Origin of the sequence: Idiomarina sp., from assembly GCF_019431395.1 — a bacterium.
Lineage (GTDB): Bacteria > Pseudomonadota > Gammaproteobacteria > Enterobacterales > Alteromonadaceae > Idiomarina.
Genome location: NZ_CP080268.1, coordinates 1,021,667 through 1,034,297, shown reverse-complemented (window position 1 = coordinate 1,034,297; position 12,631 = coordinate 1,021,667). Strand labels below are relative to the sequence as shown.

Below are 12,631 nucleotides of genomic sequence, written 5' to 3'. Positions count from 1 at the left end.
CGTTGCTCAATCGCCTCCGGGCTACTTAGTCAATGCGTCTAAATAGCGCTCAGCGTCCAGGGCTGCCATACAACCGCTGCCAGCCGAGGTAATAGCCTGACGATAGATATGGTCCATAACGTCACCCGCGGCAAATACACCCGGTACGCTGGTCGCTGTCGCGTTACCTTCTAAGCCGCTTTGTACTTTTATGTAGCCGTTATTCATTTCCAGCTGACCATCAAAAATACCGGTATTGGGTTGATGACCAATGGCAATAAAACAACCTGCAACGTCGAGTTCTTCAGTGCTACCGTCTGCGGTACTCTTAATACGGACGCCGGTCACGCCCATGTCGTCACCGAGTACTTCATCCAGCGTTTTATTCAAATGGAAGGTGACATTGCCGTTTTGTTCTTTGTCATGTAACCGGTCAACCAAAATTTTCTCAGCGCGGAACGTATCACGGCGATGGATTACGTGGACTTCACTGGCAATGTTTGACAGATAAAGGGCTTCTTCGACAGCGGTATTTCCGCCGCCAACTACACAGACTTTTTGGTTTTTGTAGAAAAAGCCATCACAGGTTGCACAGGCCGATACGCCTTTACCCATAAAGGCTTCTTCCGAATCCAGACCAAGATATTTAGCTGATGCACCGGTGCTGATAATAACCGAGTCAGCGGTATATTCGCCCACGTCGCCTTTTAGGCGGAACGGGCGCTCCGAAAAATCGACAGCATTGATATGGTCAAACACGATTTCGGTGTTAAAGCGCTCAGCGTGCTGCTGCATACGAACCATCAAATCAGGGCCGGTTAAACCTTCGGCATCGCCGGGCCAGTTTTCTACGTCAGTGGTCGTGGTCAACTGACCGCCTTGCTGCATACCGGTAACCATCACCGGATCTAAGTTAGCACGTGCCGCGTAAACCGCTGCAGTGTAGCCTGCAGGCCCTGAACCCAAAATCAATAATTTACAATGCTTGGCGTCTGCCATGGATAACTCCTGACTGCTTGTATTCTTTTAATGTAAGATAAGAGATGTATGGGGACTGATTGTAGGGTTTGCAAGCCTGTGGAACAAGACAAAAAATTAAAAAGCCCGCGACTAAAGCGGGCTTGATACTTTATGTAACATGATTATGAGTTGATTAACTCTGCAACGCCTCACGCGGGTCTTGGTAATCCAGGCCTAACTTCTCGCCTAAGTCATCATGTACCGCTTTGTAGGTGATCTTGCCTTTGTGCATGTTAAGACCTTTGAGCAGGTGCTCGTTTTCCAGCATCGCTTTAGGGCCTTTGTTTGCCAGTGCTATACCATAAGGCAGGGTAGCGTTGTTCAGCGCGATGGTCGAGGTACGCGCAACACCGCCTGGCATGTTAGCGACACAGTAGTGCACTACATCGTCGATAACGTAAACCGGATCTTGGTGCGTGGTCGCTTTCGAGGTTTCGAAACAACCGCCCTGGTCGATGGCAACGTCTACCAGCACTGAACCTGGCTTCATGTTTTTGATGTTCTCGCGGGTCAGCAGTTTTGGTGCTGCAGCGCCTGGGATCAGTACTGCGCCAACAACCAAGTCAGCTTCGCGGGAGTATTTATCGATAGCATCAACGGTTGAGTAAACGGTTTGTACCCGACCGGCAAAGATATCGTCTAATTCACGTAAACGCGGCAATGAACGATCTAAAATAGTGACTTCTGCGCCAAGGCCGATAGCCATTTTCGCTGCATTGGTGCCAACCACGCCGCCGCCGATAATCAGTACTTTACCGGGGGCAACACCCGGTACGCCGCCCAGCAGGGTACCGCTGCCGCCATGGGCTTTTTCCAAGTAATGTGCACCCGCCTGAATCGACATACGACCGGCGACTTCGCTCATTGGTGCTAACAGCGGCAAACCATTGCGGTTGTCGGTAACGGTTTCATAAGCAATAGCCGTACAACCTGATTTACCTAACAATTCAGTTTGCGTCGGATCCGGAGCTAAATGCAGGAAAGTATAAAGGATTTGGCCTTCGCGCAGCATCTTACATTCGTTTGGCTGTGGCTCTTTTACCTTAACGATCATGTCAGCGCGGGCAAAAATCTCTTCCGGTGTATCGATGATTGTCGCACCGGCTTCGATATATTGGTCATTGGTAAAACCAATCGCCGCACCACCGTTATTTTCGATAATAACGTCGTGACCATTTTCTACGTATTCGCGCACCGCTGCCGGGGTTAAGCCAATACGATACTCATGGTTTTTAATTTCTTTTGGTACACCAATTAGCATTTCACAGCCTCTAAATTGTTAGTGGTTAGAACATCAAAATTTGCGGCAAATTATAGACGCAAAATGCAGTGTGTGACGTACTTTTTTTAGGCTTAAAATTAGCGTAAAATCCATTTATCAATCACTGTTTTAGAATAAAACTATGTTTATTGCCGAAGAACCCGCAGAAATCACTATTGACAGGATCGACCGTAAGATTCTGCGACTATTGCAGGATGATGGACGTATCTCGAATGTGGCCCTCGCTAAGCGGGTCGGATTAAGCGCAACCGCATGTCTGGAGCGGGTTCGCAAGCTAGAGCGGGAAGGCGTGATCGAGAGCTATCACGCTAAAATCAACCCCGCCAAACTGGGCGCAAACCTGATGGTGTTCGTCGAAATAACATTAACCCGAACGTCGGCTGATGCCTTTGCTGAATTTAGTGAAGCTGCGCGAAAAACCGAAGAAATTCTAGAGTGCCACTTAGTTGCCGGTGATTTTGATTTTTTAATAAAAGCACGGGTGCCGGATATGCGCGCTTACCGTAAACTGCTCGGCGAGACCTTGTTAATGATGCCCGGCGTTGATGAATCGCGCACCTATGTGGTGATGGAAGAGGTCAAACAAGAAAATAAAGTATTAGTAAAGGGCTAACATTCAGCGTCAGTTTCGCTACAATCAATGCGTTAGCAGGATATAACGATAATAAACAGGATACTCGATACGCGCGATGACAGGTGTACAACGTTTACTTGAAGCGGGATTATTGCTGAGCGGAGCGCTGGCGATTTTTATATTTTTGTCGCTGGTTAGCTTTAACCCGGCGGATCCCAGTTGGACGCAAACTGGCTTTGAAGGCTCAATTCACAATGCTGGTGGTGCGGTAGGTGCCTGGACGGCCGATGTCCTGTTATTTACCTTTGGCTTCGTTGCTTACCTGATTCCCTTTGCTTTTGCCGGGCTGGGTTACCTGCTGTTTCGACAAACACACAAACTGCTTGAGCTTGATTACCTGGCCGTCAGCCTGCGTTTGGTCGGGGCATTGCTGACCTTGATAGGTGCGTCCGCGCTATCGTCGATTAATTTCGACGACATTTATTATTTCTCGGCCGGGGGCGTTTTTGGTGACGTGATCGCGGCATCATTACTTCCTTATTTAAATTTTGTTGGCTCAACCCTGCTGTTATTAACCTTTTTAGCTACGGGGTTAACCCTGGTCACCGGGGTTAGCTGGTTACAAATCGCCGATAAACTGGGCGAATGGGTAATCACCGGCGTGGTGTGGCTGGTAGAAAAAGTGCAGGCTACCTGGAGCCAGCGTGGTGATAAAGAGCATGTGCAAAATTCCGTGCAAGAGACAGACGGGGCGCAACAACCGGATGACAGCGTGCTGGCTATCGAAAGTGACGAGCGCGGCCGCGCCGATGAGCCTGAAATTGATTTAGAAGGTCTGTTTGGTAAGAACGAATCAGAAGATGACAAGGCCGAACCGACGCTTGATTTACCATCAATCAGTGCCACCGATGACGAACCAGAACCTGAGCCGCCGCGCTTTTCTAAACAAGCGGCCGAGAAAAAATCAACGGCTGTCGCGGTCGCAAAAACGGTCGACAATGGTCAAGACAATAGTGAAGACGAAGGTGAACAAGATCCATCGCTGCCGCGGTTGCCATCCATTGAATTGCTAGACCGGCCTAACAAAAAAGAGAACCCGATTACACAAGAAGAGCTGGATCAGGTTTCGCGAACCGTCGAAACCGTGCTGAAAGACTTTGGTGTGGATGTGACTGTTGCACATGTGCAACCAGGCCCTGTAATCACGCGCTTTGAACTGGATTTGGCGCCGGGAGTTAAGGTTTCAAAAATATCTAACCTGGCTAAAGACATCGCCCGCACGTTATCAGCGGTGGCAGTACGCGTGGTTGAAGTGATACCGGGTAAATCTTACGTCGGATTAGAATTACCGAACAAGCATCGCGAGGTGGTGCAGCTTAGCGAAGTGATTAACTGTGATGCATTCCAGGGCAGCAATTCGCCACTGACGATGATTTTAGGTAAAAGTATTTCCGGGTCTCCGGTCGTGGTTGATCTGGGCAAAATGCCGCATCTATTGGTTGCTGGTACTACCGGCTCCGGTAAATCGGTGGGTGTTAACGTTATGATCCTGAGCTTGCTGTATAAGAGCACGCCCGAGGACGTTCGCCTAATTATGATTGATCCGAAGATGCTCGAGCTGTCGGTTTACGAGGGTATTCCGCATCTGTTGACCGAAGTTGTCACCGACATGAAAGACGCTGCCAATGCGTTGCGTTGGTGTGTGGGCGAAATGGAACGTCGCTATAAATTAATGTCGGCGCTCGGTGTTCGTAACTTAAAAGGCTATAACGCTAAGGTTGTCGCTGCGCGCGAGGCGGGCAAGCCATTGCGCGATCCGATTTGGAAGCCGGGCGATTCGATGGATGAATTACCACCGGAATTAGAAAAACTGCCGAATATCGTGGTGGTCATTGATGAATTTGCCGACATGATGATGATCGTCGGTAAGAAGGTTGAAGAACTGATTGCGCGTATCGCACAAAAAGCTCGTGCGGCGGGCATACACTTGATTTTGGCAACACAACGGCCGTCGGTCGATGTTATTACCGGCTTGATAAAAGCCAACATACCTACTCGTATTGCCTTTCAGGTTTCATCAAAAGTGGACTCACGCACTATCCTCGATCAACCGGGAGCGGACCAGTTGTTAGGGCAGGGTGATATGCTCTATCTACCGCCGGGCAGCGGCTCGCCGGTGCGTGTACATGGTGCTTTTGTTGATGACCACGAAGTTCACGCTGTGGTTGCCGACTGGAAAAAACGCGGTAGTCCGAATTATCTGGATGAGATTTTATCTGGTGATCAGGGTGAAGAAGGTCTATTACCGGGCGAGCAGAGTGAAGACGACGATGCTGAGTCTGACCCTTTGTATGACGAGGCGGTTGCCTTTGTCACCGAGGCCCAGCGGGTTTCTGTATCCAGCGTACAGCGTAAATTCAGAATTGGTTACAATCGCGCTGCGCGTATTGTCGAACAAATGGAAATGAGTGGTGTCGTAAGTACAGCCGGCAACAACGGTCAACGCGATGTACTGGCACCCCCGCCAGTGCGTTAAAAGATTGTCATTGATAAGGAAAAGCAATGCTCAAAGTTGTTTCTACACTGTTTGCAGCCACGTTATTAAACGCGATACCAGCGGTTGCCGCCGACGCTAAACAAGAGTTGCAGCAAAAACTGGAATCCATGCAAAGCCTGCAGGCCAATTTTTCCCAGCAAGTCACTGCAGATAATGGCGATGTGCTGCAGCAGCTGACGGGTGAGCTGACTATCCAGCGGCCCAATAAAATGCGCTGGAAGACTAATCCCCCTGATGACACCCTGATGATCGCTTCTGGCGACACGGTTTGGTACTACAATCCGTTTGTTGAGCAGGTGACTATTTATCAGCAACAGGATGCAACCGCCAATAGCCCGATGCTGTTGTTGTTAACAGGTAGCGATGAGCAGTGGCAGGGGTATCAGGTAACTGAGTCTGCACCTAACGAATATCACATAGTCAGCGACACAGCCGAGAGCGAACTGAACCTGGGCTTTACAGATGACACGCTGACCGATATCGAATTGCAACAACAAGGCGGTGATACCATTACCCTGGAGCTGACCGACGTTGCTGTTAACCCTTCGTTAGAACGCCAATTATTTACCTTTGACGTGCCCGATGGGGTTGACGTGGATGACCAGCGATAGTTTGGATCTTGATTTCAAACCCGACTTTCAGCCGCTGGCTGCGCGTTTGCGTGCCCGCTCTTTGGATGAATACGTAGGTCAGCAACACCTGTTAGCGCAAGGCAAACCACTGCGTACTGCAATTGAGCAAGGGCATTTGCACTCGATGATCTTATGGGGCCCGCCCGGTACCGGTAAGACCACCCTGGCTGAATTAATAGCTCGGCATGCAAACGCTTCTGTGAGCCGTTTAAGTGCGGTTACTTCAGGGGTAAAGGACATTCGTCTGGCTATCGACGAAGCTAAGCAGCGCTCCCAGCAACAGGGGCGTCGCACGCTGCTGTTTGTGGACGAAGTGCACCGCTTTAATAAAAGCCAGCAAGACGCGTTTTTACCCCATATCGAAGACGGTACCGTCGTTTTTATTGGCGCAACCACCGAAAACCCTGGCTTTGAATTAAATAATGCGTTGCTGTCGCGGGCTAGAGTTTACCGGTTGCAGAGTTTGACTCAAAACGATTTGGAGCAGCTGTTGGAACGGGCGCTGGCAGATACTGAAAAGGGTTTGGGCGAACGTAATATCCAACTAGCGGCAGATGCGCGTGCACGGTTACTTGATTTGGCCGGTGGTGATGCGCGTCGATTACTGAATTACCTGGAAGTGGTGGCTGATTATTTACCTATGGATCAACGCCAGGTCAGCGTCGAACTGATTACCGACGCCATCGGTGAAAAAGCCACCGCGTTTGATCACCAGGGCGACCACTACTACGACATTTTATCGGCGTTTCATAAATCGGTACGCGGGTCGTCACCGGATGGTGCATTGTACTGGTATGCACGGTTATTAGTCGGCGGCGGCGATCCATTAATTATCGCGCGGCGGCTGTTGGCTATTGCATCAGAAGATATTGGTAATGCGGATCCCCGGGCAATGCAGCTAGCGCTTAATGCCTGGGACACCTTCCATCGGGTAGGTCCTGCGGAAGGTGAACGTGCCATTGCCCAGGCGACCATCTATTGTGCCTGTGCCGCAAAGAGCAACGCGGTTTATAATGCCTTTAAGCAGGCACTGCGAACGGCAAAAGAACATGGCGATGCGCCGGTACCTGAACATTTGCGCAATGCGCCCACTAAAGTTCACAAGGCACAGGGCTACGGCGAGGATTATCGCTATGCGCATGATTACCCGAACGCGTATGTGGCGGGCGAACAGTATTTACCGGACGAGCTTGCAGGTACCCGGTTTTACCAGCCGAACGAACGCGGTCTGGAGATAAAAATTAAAGAGAAACTGCTGCGTTTACAATCGCTTGACGAGCGCAGCCCGTGGGCAAGGGGACGTAGTGATGGCAACAATTAATGCGCTGTTACTCGTGGCAGCTGGCGGTGCGTTAGGCGCATCGGCCCGTTATGGCGTAAGTTTGGCGTTGATTAACAGCGCCGGGCGGTTCCCTTTTGCCACGCTGACCGTTAACATATTGGGCTCATTTTTATTGGGTTTGCTGTTTGCTTACTCACAACACACCGCCATTAGCGAAGGTTGGCGGCTGTTTTTAGCCGTTGGTGTGTTAGGCGCCTTTACCACCTTTTCGACCTTTTCGGTGGAGGTGGTGGCATTATTGCAGCAGGGCGAGCTGGGTAAAGGGCTGCTTCATGCCGGCCTCAATATGATTTTATGTATTGCCGCTGTCGCACTGGCTATCGTTTTAATGAATCACTTGTTGAATCTTTCTGTTAAGTAGGACACTCATGCTAGACGCGAAACATTTCCGCGAAGAATTAGAACAAACCGCAGAACAACTCAAAAGCCGCGGTTTTAAACTGGATGTAGCAACGCTGCAGCAGCTTGAGCAGCAGCGTAAAGAAATTCAAATACGCACAGAGCAGTTGCAGGCGGAGCGTAATAGTCGCTCCAAAGCCATTGGCAAAGCAAAGGCTGCCGGTGAAGATATTCAGCCGCTATTAGACGCAGTGAGTGATTTAGGTGATCAGTTAGATTCGGCCAAAGAAGAACTGAAAAGTGTGCAACAGCAGTTGCAGGATATCATCATGGGTGTGCCGAACCTGCCTGCGGCGGGTGTGCCCTTAGGCGAGGACGAAGCCCAGAACGAAGAAGTCAGCCGCTGGGGTGAGCCACGCTCGTTTGATTTTGAACCGGCTGATCACGTGGATGTGGCGGAAAAACTTGGCAAAGGGCTGGATTTTGAAACCGCCGCTAAGTTAACTGGTGCGCGCTTTGTGGTTATGCGTGGTGGCATGGCACGTCTGCACCGTGCGTTGACGCAATTCATGTTGGATCTGCATACCGAACAACACGGTTACGCCGAAACCTATGTGCCTTACATGGTTAACCACGATTCACTTTACGGTACCGGGCAGTTGCCTAAATTCGGCAAAGATTTGTTTCACATCGAAGGTGAGTCACAAGACCAAATCCCGATGTCGCTGATCCCAACTGCCGAGGTGCCGCTGACCAATATGGTGCGCGATGAAATCGTTGACGAAGATGCGCTGCCGTTTAAGTTTGCCGCGCATACGCCTTGCTTCCGCAGTGAAGCGGGTTCTCACGGTCGGGATACCCGTGGTTTGATCCGTCAGCATCAATTCGATAAAGTTGAACTGGTGTGGATGGTTAAGCCCGAAGACTCAATGGATGCGTTAGAACAACTGACTAACCACGCCGAAACTGTGCTACAAAAACTCGAGCTGCCATACCGTAAAATGCTGCTGTGTACCGGCGATATGGGCTTTGGCGCAACCAAAACCTATGACTTAGAAGTATGGTTGCCGGCACAGAATACCTACCGTGAAATCAGTTCGTGTTCAAACATGTGGGATTTTCAGGCGCGCCGGATGCAGGCACGTTTTCGCCGCAAAGGGCAGAAGAAACCCGAACTTTTGCACACCCTGAATGGCTCAGGCCTGGCCATAGGTCGAGCATTGGTAGCGGTGCTGGAGAACTACCAGCAAGCCGATGGCTCAGTGGTAATCCCCGAAGCGCTTAAACCTTATATGGGTGGGATCGAAACGTTAACCCCTTAATGGCTTAAATACATTTTGCCGGCTTGGGCAGCCCGGCTATCCGGGTTGCCTGCTTGGCTGGTCCTTTGGGGAACAGCTTGTACAAATAGCGGCTGTTTGCCTTTTCTTCGCCTAACTGCTTTTTCATGGCTTTAACCAGCACGCGCATAGCCGGACTGGTATCAAATTCTTTGTAAAAATTCTGCACAAAGTAGACGACTTCCCAATGCGCGTCACTCATCTCAATGTTTTCCAATTGTGCTATATGCAAGGCCAGGTCTTCATTCCAATCCTCAATATTGGCTAAATACTCGTGTTTATCGGTTTGGTATTGGTGACCGTTAAATTCCAGCATGTGATGATTCTACCAGGTGATTTGATGGGGAAAGTTTAACACCAATTCGAGCCATTGCGGATCGTCAATTAGCGTGACGTAATCGGGCAGGGCTGTCGTTATTTCTTGACTCAGTGCATAACAGGTGTTGTTTAGGGGCGCACTGCGAGGCAAATTCTCGAGCCCTTTATCGCTCAGCAACAAGGCGTCGTTAACGTCTAATAATGAACGGTTTTGCTCAAGCCACTGGCTTAATGAAGTGGCTCTAATCCAATGTAATGTCATGAGAACTGCAACACCTCGTCAAATGAATCAAGTAGCTCACGCAGCTTCGCGGTTGCGATAATTTGCGTATCTAGACCAGGATCGATGTTGAGGTCGTTATCGCTAACCAGCCCAATCGGCTCAGCATCGAGTAACTCCAGCATGGCATAGCGTTTAGATGGATTTTGCTGCAGAACCTTAACGGCATCGCCCGATAAAACTAGCTGTACTGGCTGATCCATACTAGCCAGTGCCAGCGCCATATCCAGTGCTTCGGTTGCGGTATTAGCGTTAGCGGATGTTTGTAAAATGGCCGTTCTTCGCGTCATGGTCTGTTGCTCTTAAAACTGTAAGGTTCGGTCTGCGCTAGCCATCGCTTGCACCAGCGCCGTTAATCCAGCGTCCTGGTAGCCTGGGGCAAAATCACTTAAACCCATACGTTCAGCTACAGTATGACAGACGATCAATGGCACTTGCTGTTGCGTAGACCAACTCTGCCATTTTTGTTGCAGGGCTTGTGCTGAGCCAGACAACTCAGTTTTGGCATGGTTAACGGCAGAGCGGTAAAAAAACACGCAGTTAATCTGATGGCCTGCGGCAACGGCCTGCTGTGCAAAACGCAGGGCACGCTCGCTGTAAAGATGCTCACTAATACTCTTTTGAAGGATTAAACAAAGTTGCACCGGCATGTCCTACTAACTGGCTCAAACAAAAACGCCCCGCAGTGCGGGGCGTTTGATTACAATTTACTGTGCAGCGGTTCTATTCGTCGCCGCCACCAAACGCCATTAACAATGTTAGCAAGTTTACAAACAAGTTATAAAGCGAAACATACAATGTGACGGTTGCCATGATGTAGTTGCGCTCGCCACCGTGAATGATGTCACTGGTTTGCCACATGATTAACATTGCCATCAATGGAATCATCAAGGCTGACAATGCAAGCTGCAGCGCAGGTAACTGGAAGAAGAAATTAGCAATCATAGCAACAAATACCATGATGATGCCGGCGGTAATTACGCCGCCTAACTTCGACATATCCTTTTTAGTGGTCAACACATAAGCTGACGTTGCAAAGAACGTTAATGCGGTGCCACCAAGCGCTGTAGCAACCATCTCGCCACCACCTGGCATGGACAACGCCATATTAAGCAATGGCCCTAAGGTGTAACCCAAAAATCCGGTCAGCGCGAAGGTTAATACAATGCCCATACCGCTGTCTTTGGTTTTGTGAATACCAAACAGCAGGCCAAAGTAAGCAATTATGGTGATGAAGAAGCCAGGGTATGGCAAGTTCATCATGGTGCTGATGGTTGCGGTGACGGCACTGAATGCCAGTGTCATCGCCAACAGCGAATAAGTGTTACGTAGTACCTTGTTGACGGCCAGTGTCGATGCTTCTTGACCGACATACATCTGACTGCGATCGTTCATAGTTGTCTCCGTGGTTAACGACTATTTATAAGACTTTTTATACGTTAAAAAGTTTCTATACCAGTGCATGAATTTACTGTGTTCGATACTACCGTATAAATGGGGGCGTTGGGTAGCCAAATCAATGCCTTTTCGTAGCGTTCAATACGTAGATTGATGGAATATCGATCGGTTTGACTAATTAGTCACCAAACGAACCAAAAACTGCAATTTTGTTTCAATTTTTACTTTACAAGAGAATCTCAGCCCTTTAATATTCGCTTCGTCTTGAGGCAACAGCCCCACAGACCAAAATTTGGAGAGGTGGCAGAGCTCGGTTTAATGCACCTGACTTGAAATCAGGCGTAGGTTCATCCCTACCGGGGGTTCGAATCCCTCCCTCTCCGCCAAATTTAAAAAGAAAAGCCCTACTCATCGAGTAGGGCTTTTCTTTTTGCGTTTGAGGAAAGGGCGGCTCGATGAGAACCCCACGGATAGCACGAGTCAATCCCACCCGTGAAGCCTGTCCCCTCCGACCGAAACGCTGTGGTGTGTGCTATATTGCTGACAACATCCTTTGTCATTATGGTGATTATTGGTATTCTTAATGCCTAATTCAAACAGGTGTTTAATAGGGAAAGTCCATGCAGCTTCATCAAACTTTAGCGTTAATCGAAGATAACAAAAACAATCAGACCATCGAGTTGCCTGAAGGCTGGGCACAAGGTCGTGCATTTTTTGGTGGCTTTAGCGCGGCGTTAGCTGCTCAGTTTTTATTGCAGCAATTTCCGGCGGATTACCATTTACGCAGCTTTGCTATCTCGTTTGTGGCACCCGCCGCTCCGGGGGCAGCAACACTGAGTTACCGGGTACTAAGGCAGGGGTCTTCGGTGCTGCAGGTTGCGGTGGAACTGCTGCAGAATGATCAGGTCATGCTCGCCGGACTTGCCAGTATGGGTAAAGCACGGTCGTCGATGGTTAATGTTAGTGGCGAAACGGCGCCGGATCTAAAAACGGTCAACGACGGGCCGGGACTTCCCGATGCGGAGATTGTGCCTGAATTCGCCAAGCACTATGACTACCGCATAACCTCCGGTGGTATGCCGTTTAGTGGACAGCCGGGCAGAACCTTTGGTGGCTGGGTACGGTTTAGGCACGAACAGCAGCAACTAACAACCGCCGCTATTATTTCTTTAGTTGATGCCTGGCCGCCGGCGGTATTGCCTCACCTCAATAAACCCGCACCGGCGTCATCACTTACCTGGACAATCGAGTTTCCTAACCGCGATTTGAGCCCATTCAATACCCATGACTGGTTTCAGTACGAGGCATTTATCGAGCACGCCGCTGATGGCTATGGTCATAGTCGGGCAGGGTTATGGTCTGAGCAAGGCGAATTACTGGCAATTAGTCGCCAGTCCTTTACTGTGTTCGCGTGATGGGTTCAATATGAACCTGCCGCCACGCAAAAATGAACCCATCATAACTAAACAGCGATAAAACGGTTGCGATAATGGCGATTATTAACAAAGTTTAATGCTGATGTCGCAGGGTAGAAAGACGTAATATGATTACTGTGGTCGCAGGCATCGAT

The 12,631-nt window shown here is 49.6% G+C and carries 14 protein-coding genes and 1 tRNA gene; 8 read left to right on the top strand and 7 right to left on the bottom strand.

Annotation, left to right across the window (positions count from 1 at the left end; all coding sequences use genetic code 11):
- Positions 1-21: 21 nt before the first annotated feature.
- A complete protein-coding gene (gene trxB, locus KZ771_RS05130) occupies positions 22-978 on the bottom strand; it encodes a thioredoxin-disulfide reductase (RefSeq protein WP_133538299.1) in 957 nt (318 codons plus the stop codon).
- A gap of 154 nt (positions 979-1,132) precedes the next feature.
- Positions 1,133-2,260 carry an alanine dehydrogenase gene (gene ald, locus KZ771_RS05125; protein WP_290654571.1) on the bottom strand — a complete coding sequence of 376 codons (1,128 nt, stop codon included), beginning with the start codon at positions 2,258-2,260 and terminating at the stop codon, positions 1,133-1,135.
- A gap of 142 nt (positions 2,261-2,402) precedes the next feature.
- On the opposite strand from ald, the gene lrp reads away from it, so the two are divergent.
- The 6 genes from lrp (at position 2,403) to serS (ending at position 9,047) form a co-directional block, all read left to right on the top strand.
- Positions 2,403-2,894, top strand: a complete 492-nt coding sequence (gene lrp, locus KZ771_RS05120; RefSeq protein WP_133538302.1) for a leucine-responsive transcriptional regulator Lrp — start codon at positions 2,403-2,405, stop codon at positions 2,892-2,894.
- A 76-nt stretch (positions 2,895-2,970) separates the two neighbouring features.
- Positions 2,971-5,391 carry a DNA translocase FtsK gene (locus KZ771_RS05115; RefSeq protein WP_290654570.1) on the top strand — a complete coding sequence of 807 codons (2,421 nt, stop codon included), beginning with the start codon at positions 2,971-2,973 and terminating at the stop codon, positions 5,389-5,391.
- Between the two features lie 26 nt (positions 5,392-5,417).
- On the top strand, positions 5,418-6,023 hold the full coding sequence (gene lolA, locus KZ771_RS05110) for an outer membrane lipoprotein chaperone LolA (RefSeq protein ID WP_290654569.1): 606 nt from the start codon (positions 5,418-5,420) through the stop codon (positions 6,021-6,023).
- On the top strand, positions 6,010-7,365 hold the full coding sequence (locus KZ771_RS05105) for a replication-associated recombination protein A (RefSeq protein ID WP_290654568.1): 1,356 nt from the start codon (positions 6,010-6,012) through the stop codon (positions 7,363-7,365). Before lolA ends, KZ771_RS05105 begins: the two co-directional genes overlap by 14 nt.
- On the top strand, positions 7,361-7,747 hold the full coding sequence (gene crcB / locus KZ771_RS05100; RefSeq protein ID WP_290654813.1) for a fluoride efflux transporter CrcB: 387 nt from the start codon (positions 7,361-7,363) through the stop codon (positions 7,745-7,747). The genes KZ771_RS05105 and crcB overlap by 5 nt, the downstream gene beginning before the upstream one ends.
- Positions 7,748-7,754: 7 nt before the next feature.
- Complete coding sequence (gene serS, locus KZ771_RS05095) at positions 7,755-9,047, top strand: serine--tRNA ligase (RefSeq protein WP_290654567.1); 1,293 nt, start codon at positions 7,755-7,757, stop codon at positions 9,045-9,047.
- A gap of 4 nt (positions 9,048-9,051) precedes the next feature.
- Here serS and KZ771_RS05090 read toward each other — a convergent pair whose 3' ends face one another.
- The 5 genes from KZ771_RS05090 to KZ771_RS05070 form a co-directional block, all read right to left on the bottom strand.
- Complete coding sequence (locus KZ771_RS05090; protein ID WP_133538307.1) at positions 9,052-9,381, bottom strand: TusE/DsrC/DsvC family sulfur relay protein; 330 nt, start codon at positions 9,379-9,381, stop codon at positions 9,052-9,054.
- Between the two features lie 9 nt (positions 9,382-9,390).
- Positions 9,391-9,645 carry a hypothetical protein gene (locus tag KZ771_RS05085; protein ID WP_290654566.1) on the bottom strand — a complete coding sequence of 85 codons (255 nt, stop codon included), beginning with the start codon at positions 9,643-9,645 and terminating at the stop codon, positions 9,391-9,393.
- A complete protein-coding gene (locus KZ771_RS05080; protein WP_133538309.1) occupies positions 9,642-9,953 on the bottom strand; it encodes a DsrE family protein in 312 nt (103 codons plus the stop codon). Before KZ771_RS05080 ends, KZ771_RS05085 begins: the two co-directional genes overlap by 4 nt.
- 12 nt (positions 9,954-9,965) lie before the next feature.
- Positions 9,966-10,307, bottom strand: coding sequence for a DsrE family protein (locus KZ771_RS05075; protein ID WP_243734390.1), 342 nt, complete (start codon positions 10,305-10,307; stop codon positions 9,966-9,968).
- 79 nt (positions 10,308-10,386) lie between these two features.
- Complete coding sequence (locus KZ771_RS05070; protein ID WP_133538311.1) at positions 10,387-11,058, bottom strand: Bax inhibitor-1/YccA family protein; 672 nt, start codon at positions 11,056-11,058, stop codon at positions 10,387-10,389.
- A 297-nt stretch (positions 11,059-11,355) separates the two neighbouring features.
- Between KZ771_RS05070 and KZ771_RS05065 the strand changes: the two genes are divergently transcribed.
- Together KZ771_RS05065 and KZ771_RS05060 are read left to right on the top strand one after the other, a co-directional pair.
- Positions 11,356-11,447, top strand: a tRNA-Ser gene (locus KZ771_RS05065).
- 234 nt (positions 11,448-11,681) lie between these two features.
- Positions 11,682-12,476 carry a thioesterase family protein gene (locus tag KZ771_RS05060; protein ID WP_290654565.1) on the top strand — a complete coding sequence of 265 codons (795 nt, stop codon included), beginning with the start codon at positions 11,682-11,684 and terminating at the stop codon, positions 12,474-12,476.
- Positions 12,477-12,631 lie beyond the last annotated feature (155 nt).